This window comes from Sphaerisporangium sp. NPDC051011, assembly GCF_040653595.1.
In the GTDB taxonomy this organism is placed as follows: domain Bacteria; phylum Actinomycetota; class Actinomycetes; order Streptosporangiales; family Streptosporangiaceae; genus Sphaerisporangium.
Map to the genome: position 1 here is coordinate 511,650 of NZ_JBFAGG010000001.1, position 22,163 is coordinate 533,812.

The 22,163-nt window shown below is 67.6% G+C and carries 21 protein-coding genes and 2 CRISPR repeat arrays; of the genes, 13 read left to right on the forward strand and 8 right to left on the reverse strand.

Going from position 1 to position 22,163, the window contains the following annotated elements:
- Window positions 1-410 precede the first annotated feature (410 nt).
- Both AB0H21_RS02260 and AB0H21_RS02265 read left to right on the forward strand, forming a co-directional pair.
- On the forward strand, window positions 411-665 hold the full coding sequence (locus AB0H21_RS02260) for a hypothetical protein (RefSeq protein ID WP_358511397.1): 255 nt from the start codon (window positions 411-413) through the stop codon (window positions 663-665).
- A gap of 43 nt (window positions 666-708) precedes the next feature.
- Window positions 709-834: a peptidoglycan-binding domain-containing protein gene (locus AB0H21_RS02265; RefSeq protein ID WP_358511359.1), complete on the forward strand. Its 126-nt coding sequence runs from the start codon at window positions 709-711 to the stop codon at window positions 832-834.
- A gap of 264 nt (window positions 835-1,098) precedes the next feature.
- On the opposite strand, the gene AB0H21_RS02270 is transcribed toward AB0H21_RS02265, so the two are convergent.
- Window positions 1,099-1,605 carry a hypothetical protein gene (locus AB0H21_RS02270; RefSeq protein WP_358510309.1) on the reverse strand — a complete coding sequence of 169 codons (507 nt, stop codon included), beginning with the start codon at window positions 1,603-1,605 and terminating at the stop codon, window positions 1,099-1,101.
- A gap of 251 nt (window positions 1,606-1,856) precedes the next feature.
- Window positions 1,857-2,303: an NUDIX domain-containing protein gene (locus AB0H21_RS02275; RefSeq protein WP_358510312.1), complete on the reverse strand. Its 447-nt coding sequence runs from the start codon at window positions 2,301-2,303 to the stop codon at window positions 1,857-1,859.
- 326 nt (window positions 2,304-2,629) lie between these two features.
- Between AB0H21_RS02275 and AB0H21_RS02280 the strand changes: the two genes are divergently transcribed.
- Window positions 2,630-3,385, forward strand: coding sequence for a hemerythrin domain-containing protein (locus AB0H21_RS02280; protein WP_358510315.1), 756 nt, complete (start codon window positions 2,630-2,632; stop codon window positions 3,383-3,385).
- A gap of 153 nt (window positions 3,386-3,538) precedes the next feature.
- Here the strand turns inward: AB0H21_RS02280 and AB0H21_RS02285 are convergent, their stop codons facing one another.
- Both AB0H21_RS02285 and AB0H21_RS02290 read right to left on the reverse strand, forming a co-directional pair.
- A complete protein-coding gene (locus tag AB0H21_RS02285) occupies window positions 3,539-4,480 on the reverse strand; it encodes a phosphotransferase (RefSeq protein WP_358510318.1) in 942 nt (313 codons plus the stop codon).
- Window positions 4,481-4,538: 58 nt separating this feature from the next.
- Window positions 4,539-5,999: a hypothetical protein gene (locus tag AB0H21_RS02290; RefSeq protein WP_358510321.1), complete on the reverse strand. Its 1,461-nt coding sequence runs from the start codon at window positions 5,997-5,999 to the stop codon at window positions 4,539-4,541.
- Window positions 6,000-6,185: 186 nt separating this feature from the next.
- Between AB0H21_RS02290 and AB0H21_RS02295 the strand changes: the two genes are divergently transcribed.
- Genes AB0H21_RS02295 through AB0H21_RS02305 form a run of 3 tightly spaced genes read left to right on the forward strand, consistent with a single transcriptional unit; the run spans window position 6,186 to window position 10,114 of the window.
- A complete protein-coding gene (locus tag AB0H21_RS02295; RefSeq protein ID WP_358510324.1) occupies window positions 6,186-8,051 on the forward strand; it encodes a hypothetical protein in 1,866 nt (621 codons plus the stop codon).
- On the forward strand, window positions 8,044-8,730 hold the full coding sequence (locus tag AB0H21_RS02300; protein ID WP_358510327.1) for an SDR family NAD(P)-dependent oxidoreductase: 687 nt from the start codon (window positions 8,044-8,046) through the stop codon (window positions 8,728-8,730). Before AB0H21_RS02295 ends, AB0H21_RS02300 begins: the two co-directional genes overlap by 8 nt.
- Entirely contained in the window at window positions 8,723-10,114 is a 1,392-nt protein-coding gene (locus AB0H21_RS02305; RefSeq protein ID WP_358510330.1) for an AMP-binding protein, read from the forward strand. The genes AB0H21_RS02300 and AB0H21_RS02305 overlap by 8 nt, the downstream gene beginning before the upstream one ends.
- A gap of 145 nt (window positions 10,115-10,259) precedes the next feature.
- On the opposite strand, the gene AB0H21_RS02310 is transcribed toward AB0H21_RS02305, so the two are convergent.
- Together AB0H21_RS02310 and AB0H21_RS02315 are read right to left on the reverse strand one after the other, a co-directional pair.
- Window positions 10,260-10,646, reverse strand: a complete 387-nt coding sequence (locus tag AB0H21_RS02310) for a hypothetical protein (protein ID WP_358510333.1) — start codon at window positions 10,644-10,646, stop codon at window positions 10,260-10,262.
- A 67-nt stretch (window positions 10,647-10,713) separates the two neighbouring features.
- Window positions 10,714-11,040 (reverse strand): helix-turn-helix transcriptional regulator, encoded by a 327-nt coding sequence (locus tag AB0H21_RS02315; protein WP_358510336.1) that lies wholly within the window; start codon window positions 11,038-11,040, stop codon window positions 10,714-10,716.
- A 147-nt stretch (window positions 11,041-11,187) separates the two neighbouring features.
- Window positions 11,188-11,884: direct repeats of the CRISPR family, unit length 29 nt; unit sequence CGGCTCACCCCCACGTGCGTGGGGAGGAC.
- 319 nt (window positions 11,885-12,203) lie between these two features.
- On the opposite strand from AB0H21_RS02315, the gene cas3 reads away from it, so the two are divergent.
- Genes cas3 through cas6e form a run of 7 tightly spaced genes read left to right on the forward strand, consistent with a single transcriptional unit; the run spans window position 12,204 to window position 19,902 of the window.
- The gene (gene cas3, locus AB0H21_RS02320) at window positions 12,204-14,660 is read left to right on the forward strand and encodes a CRISPR-associated helicase Cas3' (RefSeq protein ID WP_358510339.1); all 2,457 of its coding nucleotides are present in this window, start codon (window positions 12,204-12,206) and stop codon (window positions 14,658-14,660) included.
- Window positions 14,647-15,036, forward strand: a complete 390-nt coding sequence (locus AB0H21_RS02325) for a hypothetical protein (RefSeq protein ID WP_358510342.1) — start codon at window positions 14,647-14,649, stop codon at window positions 15,034-15,036. Before cas3 ends, AB0H21_RS02325 begins: the two co-directional genes overlap by 14 nt.
- Window positions 15,037-15,074: 38 nt before the next feature.
- A complete protein-coding gene (casA, locus tag AB0H21_RS02330; protein ID WP_358510344.1) occupies window positions 15,075-16,649 on the forward strand; it encodes a type I-E CRISPR-associated protein Cse1/CasA in 1,575 nt (524 codons plus the stop codon).
- Entirely contained in the window at window positions 16,646-17,245 is a 600-nt protein-coding gene (gene casB / locus AB0H21_RS02335) for a type I-E CRISPR-associated protein Cse2/CasB (protein WP_358510347.1), read from the forward strand. Before casA ends, casB begins: the two co-directional genes overlap by 4 nt.
- Before the next feature lie 16 nt (window positions 17,246-17,261).
- Window positions 17,262-18,449: a type I-E CRISPR-associated protein Cas7/Cse4/CasC gene (gene cas7e, locus AB0H21_RS02340; protein WP_358510350.1), complete on the forward strand. Its 1,188-nt coding sequence runs from the start codon at window positions 17,262-17,264 to the stop codon at window positions 18,447-18,449.
- Between the two features lie 6 nt (window positions 18,450-18,455).
- Entirely contained in the window at window positions 18,456-19,223 is a 768-nt protein-coding gene (gene cas5e, locus AB0H21_RS02345) for a type I-E CRISPR-associated protein Cas5/CasD (RefSeq protein ID WP_358510353.1), read from the forward strand.
- On the forward strand, window positions 19,198-19,902 hold the full coding sequence (gene cas6e / locus AB0H21_RS02350) for a type I-E CRISPR-associated protein Cas6/Cse3/CasE (RefSeq protein ID WP_358510356.1): 705 nt from the start codon (window positions 19,198-19,200) through the stop codon (window positions 19,900-19,902). Before cas5e ends, cas6e begins: the two co-directional genes overlap by 26 nt.
- Window positions 19,903-20,020: 118 nt before the next feature.
- Window positions 20,021-21,633: direct repeats of the CRISPR family, unit length 28 nt; unit sequence GTCCTCCCCACGCCCGTGGGGGTGAGCC.
- 81 nt (window positions 21,634-21,714) lie between these two features.
- Here the strand turns inward: cas6e and AB0H21_RS02355 are convergent.
- Together AB0H21_RS02355 and AB0H21_RS02360 are read right to left on the reverse strand one after the other, a co-directional pair.
- Window positions 21,715-21,936 (reverse strand): hypothetical protein, encoded by a 222-nt coding sequence (locus tag AB0H21_RS02355; RefSeq protein ID WP_358510359.1) that lies wholly within the window; start codon window positions 21,934-21,936, stop codon window positions 21,715-21,717.
- Window positions 21,933-22,163 (reverse strand): hypothetical protein, encoded by a 231-nt coding sequence (locus tag AB0H21_RS02360; protein WP_358510362.1) that lies wholly within the window; start codon window positions 22,161-22,163, stop codon window positions 21,933-21,935. Before AB0H21_RS02360 ends, AB0H21_RS02355 begins: the two co-directional genes overlap by 4 nt.

Here is a 22,163-nt window from a genome sequence, read left to right on the forward strand (position 1 = left end):
CGTCATCCGGCATCCCGGAGGTCGACATCGAGCTCAACCTCACCTACGGCTCCGCCACCATCATCCTGCCGCCCGGCGCGACCGCGAACGCCGACGGCGCGCGAACCCAGTGGGGCGGCGTCACCTGCAAGGCGCCGGCATGCCCCCGTCCGGGAACGCCGCACATCCGCGTAACCGGCGACCCGACCTACGGCCGCCTGACCATCCGCAACTCCCGCAATTGACACAGGGGAAACAGAAGTCCCCCGCGGATCATCCCTCGTCCTCAGTTCCAACCCGTCGCGGCTTCACGGCACGGCGGAGGCGCACACGTTACCGGCGCGGCAGAAGTGGTTCACACCCAACGGCCTGGCCATCTACAGCAAGCGCTTCTACAACAACGGCAAGACGCCAAGGGCAACGCCGAGCCGATGCAGCCGTACGTCTCCAAGCACGGCCCCAGCTCGGCGACCGCGACGTTCGGTGTCTACCAGGGCATGCTCACCAGGTCGCCGAACCACGCCGCATGGCAGAACCGCGGCCTGACCTCGGTGCAGATCAGCAACGGCTACAGCCTGCAGGACGGCCCGGTCCCGCAGATACCGCCGGTCGCCGGCGGCCACACCCCAGAATTCTGGGCCCGGCTGGACGTCGCAGCGAGACAGGCCGCCGCCACCTCGGCCTGATCGCCGAGATCGTCCTGAACCCCGCCGCCAACCCCGCCATCTGATCGTTGTCGATGGCTCCTACGGGAGCGTCTCGCGCGAGGCGCGCCGACGGATCCAGAGCGCGGCCGGCCTCGATGAGGACGGCATCGTAGGGCCGCTCACCTGGGCCGCGACATTCGAGCAGTAGGACTGCGGCGAAAGCCCTTCCACCCTCGCCTGCAACCGTGCCAGCCGGCCCTTTCGTGCCCCCGGGCCTTACGTGGCAGACCAGTGATCTTCCTTTTTCCGACGGCCAGCGACACCGCCGCGCTGCCGTGGTCGCACTTTGGGGGCGCCGGTGGCGGAAGCGCCTGAGCGCATCCCCGGATCTCGTCGTTCACGCCGGCCGAAGGTCGTAGACGGTTTACTACGCCGCACGACTCGGGTCTGACTCAGCGTTTATGACCGAGACTCAAGGAGAACTCGGCCCTTCGGGGAAAGAATAGTGGGCTCCGAACCTGACAAGAAAGCGCCAAGCCTCGGCCGATGTAGAACTCGCGGGGAACACTTCAATCGTTACGGCGCTGTTGAGTTGGATACGCAGATCGCCAACTGCGCCGACAGATACGTCCTGGACGATCCCAGAACCATTCTGCAAAACCTTCTCTATCACATCCGCGCGATCGTCATAGATGCTTCTTGATTCCATGGAATCATCTGCAGATACTCTCTTAACCGGAAGAGTCTCGTACATGTCATCGGATCCAAATATTATCCGAGCCTTTTGCGTCATTCTAAACGCACAATTGACATGCAGCGCGCACTCTCTACCTGTCACCAACTCGGCCGTGCCGGCCGACGCCCATGACACCTCTCGACCGAATCCAAGAATGGCCATATGCCCTATCCTGCCCACTTCCATGAATGGCTGACCGATGATTACGCCGATCGCCGTGCGTGCGTCTTGCGCGTCGAACACCAACAAGCACCGCCGCCAAATAAGTGTTCACTTCGTTGAACAACGCCATTATAATCAAGCCCTCGCTTAGTGATGGCATCGTGTACTTGACGTTTCGGCACGAGCGAACTGCCCTACATAAACGACTTGGCCGGTCGCCAGACGGGGCACGGTCTCGCCGGGCGCCGCGATGGGGCTGCTGTCGGGGCCGTGATCTGCTCGGACATGCGAACCGGTCGTCCCGATGTGCCGGGACCCTGTCTTTCAGGAGATCAGACCGGTTGTGTCCGCAGATCGGCGAGATGGAACAGCTCAGTGGCATGGTCGGCGATCAGGTCCGCTATCGAGGTCGGCTTGAGCGCGATACCCCCGATGCCTTCGGCGGTCAACGGAATCTCCTCGACGATGTACTCCCCCTGCGCCGGGTCGGCGAACTCCGGGCCGGTGCGCCGGTCCGGATCCCAGTGCGCGATACGGGCTAGGTAGAAGTATTCCCGCTGGTCGCCATCCTCGTTGACCTGCACCAGCGCGCGCACGACGGCCTCGCCGTCGAGCTCCTCGCGGATCTCCCGGGCGAGTCCGGCCTCCAGACTCACGTCGGTCGGCTCGACCCCGCCGCCAGGCAAGACCCAGTACGGCGTGGCGCCCGGCCGGACCCGCTTGATGGTGAGCAGTTTGCCTGAGGGGGTGATGAGGATGGCTCGTACGCGTTCGATCATGGATCCGTCCTTCCAGTGCATTAGGTACCCGCCATCGACGTGCACGGACTGCCCGGTGATGGATCCTGCGGCCAGGTCCCGCGAGGAACGTTACCGCTCCGGCGACGTCTTCGGGCTGGCCGCGCCGGGTGAGGCATTGCCAGGGCCGGTCACATGACCTGAGGCGGGAGGAGTCGGAGGCAATGCCGCGGATCAAGCATTTACCCACGTGTCGGCGTGGGGCCCGGCGGGACGGGGGACCTCTCCCGTGCACACGCGGGTGCGTGCGGTGAAAGCCGAGAACCGGGCAAAACGGAGATATTGTGGAAGATCATCACTTGCCGGCGGTGAGCCGCCGTGACCTGATAAGCCTGTCCACCGTCGCCCTGGCCGGCGCGGTGCCCCTCGCCGTCTATCCCGGATCCGACACGCCAGCTCTCGCGGCGGCGTCCCCTTCGCAGGTCCACGGGCATGGGCACAAGCCGGGGGTGACTCCTCCAGAGGACCTCATGCGGGAGCACGGGGTGCTGAAGAGCATCCTGCTGGTGTACCGGGAGGGGATCCGGCGGATCCAGCGCGGCGAGCAGGTGCCCGTCCAGCCGTTGCACGCCGCGGCCCGCATCATCCGCGACTTCATCGAGCGCTACCACGAGTACCTGGAAGAGAAATACGTCTTCCCGCGCCTGCGCGAGGCTGGCAGACTCCGTCACACGGTCTCGGTCCTGGAAGTGCAGCACAAGCGGGGACGCGAGGTGACCGCCCGGATCCTTGCCGCCACCCACCATTCCAGGGTTTCGGCCCACCAGCGCCACGCCTTGGTCTCCGACATGGCCGCCTTCATCCGCATGTACGAGCCCCACGAGGCCCGGGAGGACACCGTGGTGTTCCCCGTCTTCCGCAAGGTGACGCCCGCCAGGGAGTTCGCCCGCCTGGGTGAGGTCTTCGAGGCCGAGGAGCACCGCCGTTTCGGCCAACGCGGCTTCACCGCCGTGGTCCACCGGGTCGCCGACATAGAAAAGGCCCTGCACATCCACGACCTGTCCCAGTTCACCCCCCGAAAGTCATCCCCCCACCACCGACACGGCCGAACCGCAGCCCGCTGACCTCTTGCGTTCTCGCTCCCCGTGGGCGACCTTGACCTGCACGTCCAACATCGACTACATCCTTTGACCGGCCCTCCACGAGGCCCCCAGGGGAGTGCTTCGGGGCCTCATATCGTTCACGGGGGACGGCTCTGCGGCCCGAAGAAGCGGGCTTTACCAACCGGTGCGATGCCTGACCCAATCGAGAGCGGCTCCTGCGGCACGCCGCTGGTAGCCGCGCAGGTACGGAACCATGGGTGGGGCAGGCTGCCGACACGTGCGAGCCCAGTATCCGGCGAAGGCTACTGCGTAGCTGGTGATCATCTCTGGGTCGGTGCCGTTCCAGGCGGGGACATCGGCGACCGCGCACTCAGCCGCGGCCGGATCGTGCCCGGCCAAGATCAAGTGAGGGATCAGGTCGACGATGTCAATCCACGCCGCTCCGCACGCCGGTTGTGCCCAGTCGATCAGATGCACTCCGCCGGTGCCGTCGATGAGCAGGTTCGAGGCGTTGATGTCTCCGTGCAACAGCGTGGGGCCCGCGGCTGCCCTGAGCCAGTGGGACTCCATTTCGGCCAGACGGTTGACGTGAGCGCATTCCCAAGGATCCAGATCCAGGGGCGGTGCGTCGGCCAGCTCGGCCCAGCCGTGGACGATGGCGGCCAGTTCGGCGGTGGCGTCCGGCGCCTGGGGCAGAGGCGAGGGGGTGAGCACTTCAGCGAGGCCGGCGACCGCGGCCACGACCCGGGGGACGTCGGGTGACCCGGGGGAGAGGTCGGGGTGCCGTCCCTCGATGTCGTCGAAGATCAGCACGACCCATTCGGCGATCTCGCCGGTCCACTGCAGCCGAGGCGCCGGTGTGGTCGCTGGGAGGGCGCGGGCGGTGTCGGCCTCTGTCCGGTACTTTCCTGCGAGCGCGTGATCGGAGGGGATGCCCTTGGCGAACAGGTGCCGGCCTGTGGCCAGGCGGAGGCGGGCGGCAAGGCCGGGGGTGAATCCGCCGGTCTGCACGTCGGCCACCGCGATACCGCCGAGCAGGTCGGCTAGACCGGCGCGTAGGCCGGTGGGCAGGGCGTCCCACTGCGGCCGTAGAGCAGTGGCGGTTGGTGCGGTCATGAACAGGTCCCCCGCTCGAAACGATGCGGCTGTGGGGAAAGGGTATCGACGCGTATGGTCACGCGGCGGTTGTCGACTGCAGCGCGTCGTGGAACTGACGGACGTTTTCCTGGCCGGGCCAGCGGGTCGTCAGGACCCGGTCGATCTGCCCGAGCTCGGCGAGGACGTGTTCCGATCCGGCGCGGCGGGCCTCGCCCAGTGATCCCATCGCGGCGATCGCGGCCGCGTCGGGTACCTGATCGGCGGCGTGGGCGGCGCCGAGCCTGGCGAGATAGGCGGCGCGGTCGCGATGGTGGGACACCGGCAGGGCGGTGATCTTGCTTTGCAGGATGGTGACGGCCCTGGCGGGGGTTCCGGCGTCCACGTAGCAGGTGGCGCGTTGGACATCGGCGAAGTCGGTGCCGAAGAACCGCAGGTAGGCGGGGCCCGAGGTGACGCTGCGGGTGGCGATGAGCCGGGTGGCGTCGTCGAGTTCGGCGGAGGCCACGGTGCCGGTGAGCGCGTGCCCGCGCGCCTCGTAGGCTTTGGCCACCCCCTGCAGGACCGACGGAAGCTGCCACGGGGCGTGCTGTGCGGCTCGCGCCAGGTCGATCGCCTGGGCGGGATCGCGCTGGTCGAGGGCGATGCTGGCGTTGCGGAGCATCATGTAGGTGACCATGGAGGTGTCTCCGGCCTCCAACGCCCAGGTGACGGCGCGTTCGATCCAGGCGCGGCAGGCGGCCAGGTGCCCGAGTTCGCGGTACAGCCAGCTCACGTGCTCGGCGTACTCGCTTTGCACCTGCCGCAGTTCACGGGCGTCGGCCCGGGATACGGCGCCGCGGCTGTGCTCGATGCGGCCCAGTTGCCGGCTCAGCGCGGTGATGTGCGCGGCGGGATCAATCAGGTGATGGCCGGACTGGTGAGCGGACAGAACCTGCCGGAAGTAGGCGGCCCCGCGCTCGGGCACCGGTTCGGTTCCGGGCAGCATGGCCACCAGACCGCCTGCGGCCAGGAGCTCAGTGAATTGGCGGCGCGACAGCCTCACGGTGGTGGTCCCTTCGCCGGTGAGGATAGCGACGGTGATAAGCGCATCATGCCCAGTTTCGTCAGCGTAATCGCTGGCGTCGGCGCCGGACAGGCCCTCGGCCGGCCAGGGGGTGCCTGCCGCCGTGGTCATGGGGGCGTGGCGTGGCCCAAGCAGCAGATCATCGACGAGGCATCCATACAGCGCGGCGAGCCGCACCAGATCCTCGTAGGAGGGGGCGCGGGCAGACGCCGACGAGGCGGGCGATCCGGGGCCCTGCCAGCACTCCCAGTACGAGATCTGCTTGAACGTCTTGGGGTGCTCGCTGGGCCAGCGCCGGTTGTACAAGTCGGCGACCTGGGCCTGGGACAGGCCGACCGCATGCCGGAACGCCACCCGGGGATTGAGGTGTAACCGCTCGCTGATCACCGCAGCGATCTGCCGGGTGGACGCGCCTTGACGATGGAGCGCCGTACGCAGGTCGTTGATCTGGCGGCGGATACCCGCGTCCGTCACGGCCCCTGCCCTTCCCTCGCAAAAGCACATGAGCCCCGGCGCGACCATACGGCAGCGCCGGCCGGTGTGTCCTCCCCGCCGAGCGGGGAATCCCCGCAGGGGTTGTTCCCCGCGACGCGGGGTCGGACGCGGGCCACCGACGGTGTTGCCTCAAGAGCATCCCACCCGATGCTTGGAGAGACATCCATGATCCTCACCAGCACGTACCGCGATCAGACCACCCTCAGCCGTGACCTGCTGGCGGCCTACTCGCCGCTGGACCATGCGACCACCGCCACTCTGCCCCCCGAGCAGGTGGACGCCGCGTTCGAGCGGCTCCTGCGCCGCCTGGCCGTGCTGGCCGCCCTGCACGGCGCCCACACCCCGGCCGCGTTCCTGTCCGCACTCGCCGACACCGCCCAGGACGCCGGCGACGTCGACGTGGTGGACCTGGCCGCCGCGTTCCTCGAGGACGGCACGCCCCACCTGGCCGCCGGGCCGAGCGAGATCCAGCAAGAGCTCGTGCACTTCTCCCGGATCGTCGACATCGGGCACCTCGGCCTGGGCGGCGGCATCGACGAACACGCCCTGCGGCGGCTCCGCGGCTCAGACAGGCTGCCCGACTCGCTCAAGGTGCTGTCGGAGCTCGTCGTGGTCACCCGGGCCCGGCTCACCCAGCGCGGCCGGACGCTGCCGACGCCCTGCCTGCGCCAGTCCCACCCTGCCGAGAGCGACGCCGCCGCCGATCTGACCACCGCCGCCCCGACATCCAGCCCGGACTATTGGATGGCCGTGCGCTGCCCGCGCCGCCGCATCCGCCGCCAGGTCCGCCACGAGCTGTCCATGCTGCTGGCGTACCTCACCCCGGCCGAGGCTGCGCTCGCCTTGTGGGCCCACGCCCACGAGCAGCAGCTTCCCGCGCGGATCGAGCTGGTCGTGGCCCAGTCCGACGCCCCGGGCCACGCGACGATCGTCCGCTGGGACTACCAGCCCGGCACACCGGCGGTCGCCGACGAGGTGATCGGCCGGGTCGCCCGCCAGCTCCCCACGATCACCACGGCGTCCGACGGCGAAACCACGCAGGTCGACCTGGGAGACGACGCCTACCGGCTGCGGATCGCCGGTGACGGCACGACCATCCTCACCGGTGACGGTACGACGGCCGCGCTACTCACCCCGCCTCCCCAAGGACGGCAGGCCGCACCGGCCGAGATGGCCGTGCGGGCGCGCCAACTGCTGTCCGGCTACACAGGGCCAGACCTGGTCAGCATCGAGTCCGGGCACATCCACCTGGACCGTGACCTGGACATCGACCAGGACACCGGGACGGCGATCGGCCACGCGCTGGTCGACCTGCTGGCCGGCCGGCAACAGCGGCCCCCCGTGCTGACGCCGATGATGGACGACGACCACGTGCTGGTGAGGCTCACCCCGGACCATTACCGCACCTGGCTGCGCCGCACCTTCGGCGCGGCACCGATGCACCTGATCTGCGAGTCCTCGCCCATCATCCGGTCGATCGTCGTCGCGTTGTACCAGCGGATGAACAACTCCCGGCTCGCCGACCGGTACCAGCGCCGCGGCGGAAACCTGTTCCTGGCGCTCGGCGACGGAAGCCACTGCGAAGTGTTCGAGGGCATCGACGGCCAGGCCCCGATCACCGGCTGCGTGATGTTCGAGACGGCGCTGCTCATCTACCGCACCGCCCCCGCCCGGTTCGACCGCTACTTCACCGACCGGTACCACCTGACCGACGGCGTCCACGACCACGCGGCCGCCATCTTGTCCACCGGCCAGCCGCACGACACGAAGATGGCGGCCCTGGCGGGCTACTACGCCATCTTCGGCGACGTCACCGACCCGCACCGCCCCGACCGGCACATCACCGCCCTGGTCAACGACGTCCTGGACCAAGCCGGCCCGGTGACCGCGCACCTGAACGTGCTGGAGGACTACTACGAGGTCCAGCAGCGCCGGGTCCGCGCGCTGCTGAACCTGCTCGGTCTCCCGCTGAGGCTGGTCACCGTGCACTTCAACACCGCCACCGGCCGCCTGGTGCTCTGCGATGAATGAGCCCCGCGCCCTGCTGATCACCGGGGCGTCCGGAACCGTCGGCACCGCCCTGCTGGACAGGCTCGCCGACTGGCCCGGCCCACTGCTCATGGTCGGCCGGGCCCGCCCGGCGCGCGTACGCTCCGTCGACCGGTTCATCGCCTGTGACCTGTCCGACCACGCCGCTACCGCCGAGACCTGCACGCACATCGCGGCCGGCCCGCCACCGGCAGCCCTGGTGTGCGCGGCCGGGCAGGACTCCCGCGCCGCGCTGGGCGATCTGAACCTCGCCGCGTTCGCCGAATGCGTGCAGGTCAACTGTCTGGCCCACCTCCAGCTCCTCCACGCGGCCACCACCAGCCGCCCGGACGCGGACAGTCCGCTGCCCGTCGTGCTGATCTCCAGCGATGTCATCGACCAGCAGATCACCGGCACCTTCGCCTACGCCGCGGTGAAAGCGGCAGCCGAACAGGCCTTCCGGCACGCCACCGCCGACATCCCGCCGCCCGGCCTGGCGCTGCTGCTGGTGCGGCTGCCCGACATCGGCGTGCCGATGCGCGCCGCGACGCCCGGCACCCCACCACCGCCGTCCCGCGCCGGTCAACGGCCACTGCCCATCCTGACGGCCGCAGTCGAGACCATCGCCCGCTTCGTGACCAGCAGCCACCGCACGGCGAAGGTAGAGGTGTGGCATGCCTGAGTGGCGCATCTCCACCACCACGACCGGCCCCGTCGCCGCCCGCAGACTCGCCGCCGAGACCCACCCGCCGCTGAGGCGGGCATCAGGCGACCGGCGTACGTACCTGATCGCCGGAACCCGCCAGGCCGCGATCGCCGCGTGCGCCGCGTCCGCGCTGGACGACGGGCACCGTGTCGTCCTGCTCCCGGGAGAATCCGGGCACAGCGTGCACGGAGCCCTGCCGGTCGGCACCCGGCTCCAGATCGGTGACCAGGGCGTCGCTACCCGGCCGCTTGGCGGGAGCGGCGCTCGCGACGGCTGGGATCTGGCCATGTTCAGCTCCGGTAGTACCACCGGGAACCCCCGCGGCTACGGCTTCATCCGCCACCAACTCGACATCGTCACCGCCTGGTACGAGTCGATCTACCAGACCACGCGCGACAGCGTGATCATCACTGCCCTGCCCGCCGCCTACAACTTCACCTTCGTCGCCAGCGCGCTACTCGCCGCCCGGCTCGGTGCCCGACTGCACCTGGCCGACACGTTCCGCGACGTCCTCCTCGACGCCGTCCGGTTGGCGGCCACTGCCGATCGGGTGGTCGTCCTGGCCAACCCTGTCGTCCTCGACCAGGTCACCACGGACATGCGCCTGCCCGGCCACGTGCTGATCGACTCCGGCGGCGCCCCGCTCAGCACTACCGCCATCACCTACTACCGCTCCCGCGGCGTCGATGTCCGCGAAGGCTACGGGCTGACCGAAACCGCCTCCCTCACCCACTTCGATACCGAAGCCGTTACCGCCTCCCTCGGCACCGTAGGTACCGCGATGCCCAGCGTGGGCACCACCATCACCACCGAGGCGGGACGACCCATCATCGAAGTGACCACCCCCGCCATTGGCGTTCCGCTCGACCCCGCCGAGCTTCCGTCCGGGCCCGTACTGCGTACCACCGACCTCGGGCATATCGACGACCACGGCCGTCTCCGGATCCTTGGCCGCGCCGACGATTACCCGATCGGCGGCTTGTGGCCGCGTGACACCCTCGACGCGCTTGGGCCGGTCCTGGGGCGACGCTGCGCTTTGGTCCGCCATCTCGCTGTTGACCAGGTCACTGTTCACGTGCTCGCTCCAGCCGACCCTGAGACCTTTGATGCCCTCAAGGAAACGGCCGCCGGCCTGCTCGGCCTGCCACTCGACCGTGTGGCCGTCACCAGCCAAGGCCAAGCCCCGCTGCTGCATTCGGCGAAACTCACCCGTACCCCAAACGGAATCTCTGCGGAGACCCGCCAGAGCGTGCGCCGTGACGCCGCGATGCTCGACGGTGCGGACGACACGCCAGTCCTGCACGTCCCGGTAGTAGGCGACCAGCCCGGGGTAGGGCCCGGTGCCAATGGACCTCGCTGACCTCGTGGAGGCGGCGTCCCTCACGGATCGCCGTCGCCCGGTGAATATACCGACAAGGAGAATTGATGGAGGGAAGTTTGCAGCCAAGGAATGTGAACGGCAAATCATTGAATCGCGCCCACCAAGGAAAGCGGTCACCATGTAGCTAAAGCGGCGAAATCGGTTGGCTGAAGGGCTTCACCACTGGTCCGCCGATGCCCAGGCTCTCTCCGGCCACGGCGACGGCTGGGGTCCATCCGGCGATCAGCCCGGCGATCGCGCCGGAGAAGATCACCAGACTCAGGGTGGCAGTGATGATCAGGTTGTGGCCTTCGCTGAGCACATCGGTGGCGAACGCCACGGCCAGGGCGATCAGCGCGGCGGTGAACACCGCGCCGATGGCACCGACCGGCAGGCTCAGCAGGCTCTCCCCGTCGCCGCCGGCCAGCTCTCCGACCGCGCGGGCGGCGCCGGTCGCGCCCAGGATGGCTGTGCCGGCCACGGCGCAGCGCACCACCCCGGCCAGGCGTAGCAAGGTGTCCTTGACCGGCACGGTCTTGTCAGGCCCCGCAGCCGAGGAGGTTCCCGGGGGTGTGTTCTGCCGGGGGACAGATCAGTGGTCACGTGCGTCCTTCTCGCAACAGCGCCGTGGCAGGCCACGGACGCGCACGCCGGGAACTCTCAGCGGCCTCGTACAGCCGTCGTCCTGAGCCGGTGAGGGCATAAAAGCGGCGGCGCGGCCGCCCTGTCGGATCGCCCTGCTCCCAGTCCCCGCTGATCCACCCTGCCTCCTCCAACCGCTCCAGAATCGGGTACACCGTCCCAGAGCCCAGCCCGGCCAGCTCGCAGATGCGATACCCCCACACCGGGTCATCTGCGCTGGACGCCAGCAGCACATCGAGCACGAGCCGGGTGGCAGTCGTCAGTCTGATCCTCGCCGCGCTCATGACCCCCAATCCTGAACCGGCACCGCTCGCCCTATGTCGAGAACGACGCATCCACCTGGGGCCACAGGCCGCACTACGCCAGAGGTGACCGCGCCCCGGCGCGCATCCCAATGGTCCGTGCGGTAGCAAGGCGGCGGGCATCCTGGCGGGCTCACCCCCACGGGCGTGGGGAGGACGAGGCGGCTCTCACCTTCCGCCTCCCGGGACGGCTCACCCCCACGGGCGTGGGGAGGACGCCAGCCGGTGGTGGTGGGCGCGGCGAACGACGGCTCACCCCCACGTGCGTGGGGAGGACTGCGGCTGCCCCCAGTTCGGCACGCCCGAGTACGGCTCAACCCCACGTGCGTGGGGAGGACCGCGACTGCCGCCCTGACCGTGTCAAGTCGCGCGGCTCACCCCCACGTGCGTGGGGAGGACCGGATCGTCTGGGTCCGCTCCGAGCCGGGGTTCGGCTCACCCCCACGTGCGTGGGGAGGACGTCGATCTCATAGGCACAGACCGGGCAGCCCTCGGCTCACCCCCACGTGCGTGGGGAGGACGGGTCGGCATACATCCACTCGACCCGGTAAGTCGGCTCACCCCCACGTGCGTGGGGAGAACGTGCCGGACACGTTGAACGCGTCGGCGTTCCCCGGCTCACCCCCACGTGCGTGGGGAGGACCTGGGGCTGCTGGTGGTGGTCGGCGCCCGTACCGGCTCACCCCCACGTGCGTGGGGAGGACCAGGCAGGTGACGACCCGCGCAAGCAGATCCTCGGCTCACCCCCACGGGCGTGGGGAGGATGGGATCGTCCCGGCCATCGCACAGTAGATGTCCGGTTCACCCCCACAGGCGTTGGAGACCGGCACATGAGGACATCGCGTGGGCGCTGGCCTGGGGTTCGCCTCTGGGCGGTGAAAGGAAGGTTCAGTCTGTAGTTTGCAAGTTTCGTGCTTCGCCAGCGCGAAGATCGTTTCAGGCTCACCCATGCAACGATGGGTCATGTTATTCGGTCGGCGATGCACCGTGGGTCAGATATGGAAGTAATTGGCGCTTTGGCGGGCAGTCTGGCATAAACTACGTGAATCAAAATCGCGTTCGGTTACGCACGCATGTGGCGCTGTTCGTGTGTATGATCCTGGTCCTGCTGCGACTAAGTCTTTTTAGAGTGGTGAGGACGTATATTGGGCGGTTTCGGGGGGTCCGAGTTTGACCTGCGGGCGCCGTGGGGCAAGGCGGGCTCAGGGGACGTCCCGCATCCGTTGATCTGTCACGCGATCGACACGATGGCGGTGGCGGAGTTGCTGTTCGCCAAGCTGTTCAGCCAGTGGATGCGCGCGAGGCTGACGGCGGCTTTCGCGCCGATCGGTGATGCCTGCGCCTGGACAGCGTTCTTGAGTGGACTGCATGATCTCGGGAAGCTGTCTCCGGCTTTCCAAGCCCGGCGCCGTGACCTTGCGTCGAGGCTGATGGGTGAGCCGGCGGCTTCCATGCTCCTTGAGATGCCTGATAACAAAGAGCTCGGTCAGCGAGTGGATACGCCCCATGGAGTGCTCACCGCGCTGCATGTTGAGCGGATTTTGAAGCGGTGGGGCGCACTGCAGCGCACAGCGCAGGATGTCGCGTATGCGCTTGGTGGGCACCACGGGTTTTTTCCGCGTAGTGCCTCGGTGAGTGAAGCTCGTAAGAAGAAGAGGGATCACGGAGAGAGGATCTGGGAAGGCTGGTGTGATGACTTTGTCCACCTGTTAATCGGCCTACGGGGTTTGCAGTTGCCTCCAGAGGAGGCGTGGGGTCAGGTGCGGCTCGACCTGGGGCTTCTTGTCGCCCTGAGCGGGCTGACCTCCGCAAGTGACTGGATCGCCTCCGACATGCAGAACTTTCCCTACAAGGGTGCCGCGGTAGATCTGGACGCCTACGTCGCTGAGGCTAGGGATCGGGCTGAGGTTGCTGTAGAGCGGTTGGGCTGGTTGCCCTGGCAGCCGCCCGAGGATGCGAGTTTCATCGGCCTTTTCAAGACCGGGCCGCGTCCGGTTCAGGTGGCTGTCGAGGCGTTGGGACATGTCTTTGAGGCGCCGACGTTGCTGATCGTGGAGGCGCCGACTGGGGAGGGGAAGACGAAGGCGGCTTTGCAGGCTGCCGCGCAGATGAGCCGGTCGGCTGGCGTGGCCGGTGATGGGCTTGGGCTGTATTTCGCGGCTCCGACCAAGGCGACCAGTAATCAGGCGTATCGCGAGATCAGGAAGATGCTGGAGTTCCACCAGGCAGACCTTGCGGTGAGGTTGCTGCACGGCAGCGCCAGTGAGTTCCTCGCCGCCGAGGCTTCGACGCACGGGGCTAGGGGCGTTGTCCGGCCGGTCTGCGTGGGCCAGGACGAAGGTGGTTCGACCGAGTCGGATGCTCGTGAGTGGTTCACCGGTAACAAGGGACTGCTCGCGCCGGTAGGGGCCGGCACGTGGGATCAGGTGCTGATGGCGGGGATCAGGTCCAAGCACGTCTTCGTCCGGTTGGCGGGGGTGTCCGGCAAGGTTGTCGTGATCGATGAGGTGCATGCCCTCGACACCTACATGTCGACGTTGCTCGACCGGGTCTTGGGATGGCTAGGCTTGCTCGGCGTCTCGGTGATCTTACTGTCGGCGACATTGCCTGCGCATCGTCGTCTGCAACTGGTGGCCAACTGGCGTGCCGGCCTGGGGAGTAACGAGGGCGATATCCCTTACCGGCAGACATCCACATATCCCCGCATCACCTATGCCACTGCCGAGGAGGTCGAGACGTTCCCCGTGGCCGTGAGTGATCTCAACGCTGACCGGTCGATGAAGCTGGTCACGGTGGCCGATGAAGAACTCATGGACTGGCTGCTCGGCAAGGTCAGTGAAGGCGGGTGCCTGGCGGTGGTGCACAATCTGGTCCGCCGCGTGGAGGGCACCTGCGCCAAGTTGGAAGAGGCGATCGAAAAGCTTCCTGCGCAGGAGCGTCCGGAGTTGTTCGTTATCACGGGGCAAATGGCGGACCGGGCGCGTTATGAGGTTGAGGAGAAGCTGCGTGAGCGGTTTGGTCCTCCTGAGGAAGGTGAGTCGTGTAACCCTCGTCGGCCGGTTCGGGCCATTGTGGTGGGGACGCAGGTCTTGGAGTCGAGCCTGGATCTGGATTTCGATGGCCTGGTAAGCGATCTGGCGCCGATCGACAGCCTGATCCAGCGCATGGGCCGGGTGCAGCGCCACGGCGCTGTCCACCGGCGGTTCCCTCATCTGGCTGAGCTGACCTTAGCGATCACGGGTGTAGCGGAGTCCGCTACAGGGCCGGTGCTTCCTGCCTATACCGGTGCGGTGTACCCGCGGGCGCTGACCTGGCATACCTGGGCGCTGCTCAGGGATCGCCGCCACATCCATTCACCCACCGAGGTGTCCGATTTGGTGGAGCAGGTGTACGGCGACAACCCGGTGTCGTATCCGCCTGGCTGGAAGGGTGGGGAGACGGCTGATGAACAGCTGGATAGGAGGACCGACAGTCAGAGTGCTGACGTGCGGGTGATCTATCTTCCGCCGCCGGAACCTGATCGTTCGCTGAAGGATATGACCGTGCGGGCGACGTATTCCGGCAGAACGCGCAGCAGGAGCGGTCCTCATGAGCGGAACTGAGTACGACCTGGCCGACGCCGTTCGGGCCATTGCTGATGTAGTGGTGTTCCGGGCGACCCCTAGAGGAGCCCTTCCGGTCGAGGGCAGCACACCGGTCGATTTGGCCGCCGACGTTCCGCTTGCCATCGAAGTGGTCGGCCAGTTGCTGGACTCCCGCGTCCGGTTGATCGCGCCATTCGATGTGCCCTACGGGCTGGTCGAGGCGATCCAGCGGCAATCGGTACCCAGGGCTTTCGCCAGCGATTCGTGGCTGGGTCGGCATCGGGCGCTGGTGTTTCGCGATGACCGGTGCGCGGTTGAGGGATACCGGCTGCGCTACTCCCGTCGTTTCGGGGTGTTGATCGACGATCCACCGCTACCCGCCGACCGCTCTTAAGCGGCTGCCGGTGTGCCTGAACACAGGAAGGTACTCATGTGATCTTCGATCTGATGGAGCAGCCGTGGCTGCCGGCCGAGTGGTCGGACGGCTCGATCAAACCGGTAGGGCTGAAAGATCTGCTGCTGGAGGCGAGGGAGCTTCGGCGGCTGGCCGCTGAGACTCCCACGATGACCGCGGCCCTCTATCGGCTGGTTCTGGCCTTGGCGCATCGGGTGTACGGCCCGGCGGACGCCGAGGCGTGGGGCAGGCTGTGGCGGGAAGGTTTCACCGCCGGACCACTGGATGCTTACCTGGATGCCTACCCTGATCGGTTCGACCTGTTCGACGCCCAGCGGCCCTTCCTGCAGTGTGCAGCGCTGGCCGCCTGCCCGAAGTCCGATGCCGCCAAGCTGGTGCTCGATCGTTCGACCGGCAACAACGCCACCCTGTTCGATCACACGACCTCCGACGATCAGATCACGTTGGATCCCGGTCAGGCTGCCCGGTGGCTGGTGACCATTCAGGCCTATGACCCTGGCGGTACCAAGACCCCGTATCGGACCGTGAGGTCGTCCATGCGTGGGCTGGCGAACTATTTCGGGGTCGTGGTGGTGGAGGGCGGAACGCTCCACGAGACCTTGATGCTCAACATGCCGATCTACAACCCGGGTCGTGAGCAACCCCAGCCCACCTCGGTACAGGATCGGCCGGCCTGGGAATCGAACGCCTTCCCCAACCCGGAACCGGATCAGCGCTCTTCGCGCGGCTGGACCGATCTGCTGACCTGGCCGGCCCGGCGCATCCTTCTGGTCCCGCGAGAGAGCGAATGCGGCCCGGTGGTGGCGAGCGTCGTGATCACCCCCGGCACCGAGCTGCACGGCGCTTTGCCCGACATCGAGCTGATGTCGGCGTTTCGCCGTCCCCCGCGCAAACCACGGCAGAAGAAGTGGGAGGAGTTCCGGCCGCTGCGACTAGATGAACGCCGGGGGGTGTGGCGGCACACCGAGACGCTGTTGCTGGCCGGGGATGAGCAGGAGCGGCGCCGCCCGCGGGCACTGGACCACATCGCCGACCTGGTTGAAGACGGAATCATCGGTGACGACACCGTCTATACCCTGCGGGTGTTCGGGCAGCGGCTGGGCTCCAAGGCCGCAGTGGTGGCCTCCTGGTCGGAGGAAACGGTCGCGGCCCCCGTCGCTCTGCTACGCGCCCAGCACGAGCCCGCCGGGCCCATCATCGGGCATGCCGTCGACCTGGCCGACCAGGTGGCCAGCGCGCTACGCGACATGGAGGCGGACCATGCCGCCGCCATGAGCGTTGACCGCGACGGCACCATCGACCTGGCGTACTGGGCGCGTCTGCCCGGACCGTTCGATGAGTTCTTACGCGCGCTCGCCGATGCCCGGCGCCAGCATCAACCAGAGACCGCGGCCATAGATGCGTGGGCCGGTGATGTGCGCAAACTCGCGACCGCCACCGCCGACCGCTGGGTCTACGGTTCACCCCGGACCGGTCGCAACATGTCGGAGGCCGGGCGGGCGTTCGGCAAGTTCACCGGCAAACTCCACTACTTCGTCAAGGTGTTCACCGCCCAGGCAACGCAGTTCATCAGCAAGGAGGCCCTCCTGTGAGCATCCAGGCGCCGGAGCACCACGATGAGGTCCGTGCGCGGCGACGCCGGTTCGTCGGACACCTGTACGGCCTGCACGCCAAACTCGAGTCCGGGAACGCCCACCAGGTCGCTGAGGCCCGCCGGACGCTGGCGCAACTTCGCCGCTCCCTCACCGGTCCGAGGCACGAGGCTGAAGCCTACGCCGCGGTTTTCCCCTTCGACCCGCCGCAGGCGGAGCAACAGGCGTGGATCCTGGTCGCTGGGCTATACGCGACCCATCCCCGGCCCAGACCGCGAACCGCCCCAGGTGATGGTTCCCGATCCTTGGGAACCTCGCTTCGTGCGCTGGTCGCCAAACGTCCTTCCGCCGAGCGGCGGTTTGTGCAGTTGCTGGCCGTCGACCGGACGTCCCTGCCGTACTACCTGCGCCAGACGGTGCGGCTGTTGAGCACCGCCGACATCCCGCTCGACTACGACCGGCTTTTGAACGATGTGGTGACGCTCATGCGGGAGCCCGCCGACCCTGAACGCGTCCACCGGGTGCGCCTGAACTGGGCACGAGACTTCCACCGCCCCACGCCATCGGCTGCTCCCGCAGCCTCTCCAGCCAACTGAACTCTCAGGAGAACCCTTGATCATCGAGCTTCACCTTCTGCAGTCGTTCCCGGTCAGCAACCTCAACCGCGACGACACCGGACAGCCCAAGACGGCCACCTTCGGTGGCGTCACCCGAGGCAGGATCTCCAGCCAGAGCCTCAAGCGCGCGGCCCGGCAGATGTTCAATGACTACGGCTTAAGCCAGGACGAAACCGGTGTGCGGACCAAGCGGCTGCTGGACAACGCCGCTGAGATCCTGATCGACCAACACGGCCGCGATCCCGAGGCCACCACCGCCGTGGTCATCTCAGGTCTGGAAGCGCTTGGGTTCGGGGTGGACGACAACACCCGACTGACCCAGTACCTGCTGTTCGTCGGCCGCCAAGCCTCCGAGCTGCTGGCCGACTTCTGCAACCGCGAGTGGAACCGGCTCGAAGCAGCCGCGGCTACCAGAGCAACCAAGGCGCGGGCCAAAAAGCCCAAGGACGGCGGGGAGGAGAAGGGCGAAGAGACCGAAAACACCGGCAAGTCCAAGAAGATCAAGCCGACCAAGCAGGACCTGGCGGAAGCACGCCGCATCCTGGACGCCGGCAAGGTCGCCGACGTGGCATTGTTCGGCCGGATGATCGCCGACAACAAGGACTTCAGCGTGGACGCCGCCAGCCAGGTCGCCCATGCCCTGTCCACCCACGCGGTGGTCAACGAGTTCGACTACTACACCGCCGTGGACGACCTGAAACCCCAGGACCAATCCGGCGCAGACATGATCGGCACCGTCGACTTCAACAGCGCCTGCTACTACCGGTACGTCAACCTCGACCTGGAGCAGCTCACCCGAAACCTCGACAGCGACACCGATCTGGTCGCCCGCACCGCCCGAGCCTGGCTGTACGCCTTCATCCACGCCGTCCCCACCGGCAAGCAGAACTCCATGGCCGCCCTCACTCTGCCCGACACACTCGTCTGCGTGGTCAGGCACCGGGGCGCGTGGAATCTTGCCAACGCATTCCTGCACCCGGTCTCCGGTACGGACCTGATGGACCTGTCCAACCAGCGTCTCATCAAGCACCTGGGACAACTGCGCCAGTTCTACGGCGGAAACGACATCATGTCGGTCACCGCCGCCTCGGTGACCGGCGCCCTCAACGGCCTGGCAGACACCGAGAAGGCCCGGTCGCTGGACGAGTTCACCAGCCGGGTCTTCGCCGCGGCCAAGATCTGACCGGCGATGACGCTCACCCTGGCCCTGTGTCTGGATGCCCCCATGCAGTCGTGGGGCATCCGGTCACGCTTCACCACCCGCGAAACCACCACAGAACCCACCAAGTCCGGGGTCGTCGGCCTGCTCGGCGCCGCCCTGGGAATCCCCCGCGACGACGCAAAACGCCTGGGCCAGCTCGCCGAACTGCGTATGGGAGTGCGCGTCGATCGTGAAGGGATCCTCGAGCGCGATTTCCATACCGCGCAAAACGTCCCCACCACCGCAGGGACCGGCCACCGCACCGTGCTCAGCGAGCGCTACTACCTCGCCGACGCGTTGTTCCTCGTCGTGCTCCAAGGTGATGCAGGCCTGTTGACCGAAGCGGCAGACGCCATCCAGCAACCCCACTGGCCACTGTGTTTCGGACGAAAGGCATTCCTCCCTGCCCGTCCCCTGATCGGCACTGGTGAAGACGGTCACCTACAGTCGGGGGCCGGTCTGCAGGAGAAATCACTGGGGGCAGTCCTCGAGCAACACCCGTGGCTTGAAACCCGCGCCTTTATGCACAGCCGCGAACTCGCTGCGATCGACAAAGGAGATATCGGCACGCTACGCACCATGGTCGAATGCCCGCCGTCCACGGTGGGTGCCGAACCGCGACGCGACCACCCCCTCTCCCTCGCCCGCGGCGACCGACGCTTCACCACCCGCACCGTGCTCAGCGGACATGTGCCACTCACCCGGGGTTTGATTTCAACAGGAGAACCGCGTGTTCCTGAGCAAACTGACCGTTGACGTGACCTCGCGACACTTCCGCCGCGACTACGCCGATATCCATCAAATGCACCGCACCGTCATGTCTGCCTTCCCCCACATCGAAGACGACATCCCGGCCCGGCAAGCCCACGGAGTCCTCTGGCGCCTGGACCCCAGCGACCGAGGGTTCCTGCTCTACGTCCAAAGCCACGTCGAACCGGACTGGTCATCCCTGCCCGACCACTACCTCACCCAGCCTCAGGAGGTCCGCAACCTACAACCCGCCCTCCAAGCCGTCACCGGAGGCAGCAAATTCGCCTTCCGCCTGGTCGCCAACCCCACCCGCGCCGTCAAACGCGAAGAAGCAGAACAAACAAAACGCGCCCACGCCGGAAAACGCGCCCAACCCCGCCACGTCGTCCTACGCACACCGCAAAGCCAAATCGATTGGCTGGTCCGGCAAGGTGAACGACATGGCTTCGTCATCCCAACAGGCCGCAACGGCCAACCCGACATCGCCCCCTACCCCGCCCTCAGAACCCAAGGGCAATCCCAGACCGGCACCCAACCCCACCGCATCACCATCGACCACGTCCGCTACGACGGCCACCTCATCATCACCGACTCCGCCAAATTCACAACAGCACTCCGCGACGGAATAGGCCGAGGTAAAGCCTACGGCTGCGGCCTCATCAGCCTCGCCCCGCCCAGAAACTAAATCCACACTCCGCAAATTGAAAACTCCACAGAGAACAACCACGGGTCGCATCAACATGCGGATGCTCCTCCGCCTGAGGGCGTGCCACCGGATGCAGGCTCAATCAAGGCGAAAGCGTCCTCTCCACGCCGGTGGGGGTGAGCCGACGAGGCGATACTCCGCCGTCTTCAAGGGATCGTCCTCCACACGCCCGTGGGGGTGAGCCGTCACGGGAGGAGGGATCGAAGAGCCAGCGGACGTCCTCCCCACGCCCGTGGGGGGTTGAGCCATGTCCTCGTCGGGATACTTCCTGACGAGCGTCGTGCCCCCATGCCCGTGGGAGTGAGCCGGACGTGTTCCAGGTCCGGGACCTCTTCACGCAGTCCTCCCCACGCCCGTGGGGGTGAGCCGCAGTCCATCGTGCTGGCCGCGTCCTGCGGCGCATCCTCCCCACGCCCTTGGGGGTGAGCCATGGCGCACGCTTTCGGGGCGGTCGGCTCGTCCGTCCTCCCCACGCCCATGGGGTAAGCCGATGGTGGACCACTACGCGGGCGAGCTGGCGGGGGCCTCCCCAAGCCCGTGGGGGTGACGCCAGCGCCGCGCATGATAGCCGCTTGGTTGACGATGTCCTCCTCACGCACGTGGGGGTGAGCCGCTTTACAAGCAGATCGTGGGCCTCAAGGTTGCGTCCTCCCCACGTCCGTGGGGGTGAGCCGTGGTCCAGCGCGGACAAAACGCGGTCAGGGATGTCCTCCCCACGCACGTGGGGGTGAGCCGCGCGCCCCCTGCTCGCAGGGGCAGACCTGATCGTCCTCCCCACGCCCGTGGGGGTGAGCCATACGCGGGCATCCGCGCCGCCGTCGACCTGCTGTCCTCCCCACACCCATGGGGGTGAGCCGTACCTCGACGGCGAGGCCCTCACGACGCAGGAGTCCTCCCCACGCCCGTGGGGGTGAGCCGTGCGGCGACGGTTCCACGTACCGGTGGTGGCTGTCCTCCCCACGCCCGTGGGGGTGAGCCGACACCCGACCAGACGACCGCCCGGAGCGCGACGTCCTCCCCACGCCTGTGGGGGTGAGCCCAGGCGGGGGAACGGGGGGAACGTGGGGGGAACGTCCTCCCCACGCCCGTGGGGTGAGCCACATGGTCAAGGGGTACAGGAGCCCCATACGTCGTCCTCCCCACGCCTGTGGGGGTGAGCCGGTGAGCATCTCCTTGGTGTCGCTCACGTCGTCGTCCTCCCCACGCCCGTGGGGGTGAGCCGCTGGGGCTCCCGCCTAACCCGTGGGCGACACCGTCCTCCCCACGCCCGTGGGGGTGAGCCGCCACGTTCCTACATATGCCGTGTCCTCTTGCCGTCCTCCCCACGCCCGTGGGGGTGAGCCGCCACGTTCCTACATATGCCGTGTCCTCTTGCCGTCCTCCCCACGCCCGTGGGGGTGAGCCGTTCCTCGACGAGTGGGACGTCGAGCCCGTCCGTCCTCCCCACGCCCGTGGGGGTGAGCCGGGGAGCCACCCAGCATGCGAATATGGGCGGCTGTCCTCCCCACGCGCCCGTGGGGGTGAGCCGGACCCCGCCGGGACGATGATCCGTCGCAACCCGTCCTCCCCACGCCCGTGGGGGTGAGCCGGCTGCTGACGTACCCGGTCCACCCCGGGCCGAGTCCTCCCCACGCCCGTGGGGGTGAGCCGTAATCGCCGCCGTCACTGACCTCGCCGCCGAGGTCCTCCCCATGTCACGTGGCAGGACGCGACCGATCTTGGCGTAGTCGATGATCGCGGTCGGACCTGTGAACGGGATGCCGGCCAGCTCGGGAATCCGGTTGCGGGTGCTCAACGGTCCTCCAGAAGTTCGACGTCGAAGACGTACGGCTCGATCGCGCGGTAGTCGCTCGGGGTGCTGTACACGGCGAGCAGGTACACCTGGCGGCACCAACTGGCCACGCGGCGCGCGTGCCAGCGGATGGTGTAGATGCCGAGCCGGGCGGCGATCAGATCGTCGGTCGCGGCGGCGAGCAGGCACAGCACGGCCCAGGACAGCCGCAGATTGCTCATCGGAACTCGTCCCTTCGGTAGTCGGTTCGGGCGCGCGCCCACAGGCCGGCGCCCAGGGCTGCGCCGAGCACGACGGCGGCGGCCCAGGCGACGATGACAAGCTCGGGGCTGGTGCCGGTGAGGGTGAACGCGGCGGACAGGCCGAGGCCGACCAGCGCACCGAGGGTGGCAGCGCCGGACAGGTGGCGGACCAGGGAGGGGCCGCGCTCGGACGGGCGGTGCACCAT

What these genes read in the sequence shown, in the direction of transcription:
- AB0H21_RS02260 (WP_358511397.1), top strand. Translation starts at nt 411, where the DNA reads ATGCAGCCGTACGTCTCCAAGCACGGCCCCAGCTCGGCGACCGCGACG.
- AB0H21_RS02275 (WP_358510312.1), bottom strand. Translation starts at nt 2,303, where the DNA reads ATGATCGAACGCGTACGAGCCATCCTCATCACCCCCTCAGGCAAACTG.
- AB0H21_RS02285 (WP_358510318.1), bottom strand. Translation starts at nt 4,480, where the DNA reads ATGACCGCACCAACCGCCACTGCTCTACGGCCGCAGTGGGACGCCCTG.
- AB0H21_RS02295 (WP_358510324.1), top strand. Translation starts at nt 6,186, where the DNA reads ATGATCCTCACCAGCACGTACCGCGATCAGACCACCCTCAGCCGTGAC.
- AB0H21_RS02300 (WP_358510327.1), top strand. Translation starts at nt 8,044, where the DNA reads ATGAATGAGCCCCGCGCCCTGCTGATCACCGGGGCGTCCGGAACCGTC.
- AB0H21_RS02305 (WP_358510330.1), top strand. Translation starts at nt 8,723, where the DNA reads ATGCCTGAGTGGCGCATCTCCACCACCACGACCGGCCCCGTCGCCGCC.
- AB0H21_RS02315 (WP_358510336.1), bottom strand. Translation starts at nt 11,040, where the DNA reads ATGAGCGCGGCGAGGATCAGACTGACGACTGCCACCCGGCTCGTGCTC.
- AB0H21_RS02325 (WP_358510342.1), top strand. Translation starts at nt 14,647, where the DNA reads ATGAGCGGAACTGAGTACGACCTGGCCGACGCCGTTCGGGCCATTGCT.
- cas5e (WP_358510353.1), top strand. Translation starts at nt 18,456, where the DNA reads ATGACGCTCACCCTGGCCCTGTGTCTGGATGCCCCCATGCAGTCGTGG.
- AB0H21_RS02355 (WP_358510359.1), bottom strand. Translation starts at nt 21,936, where the DNA reads ATGAGCAATCTGCGGCTGTCCTGGGCCGTGCTGTGCCTGCTCGCCGCC.
- AB0H21_RS02360 (WP_358510362.1), bottom strand. Translation starts at nt 22,163, where the DNA reads ATGGTGCACCGCCCGTCCGAGCGCGGCCCCTCCCTGGTCCGCCACCTG.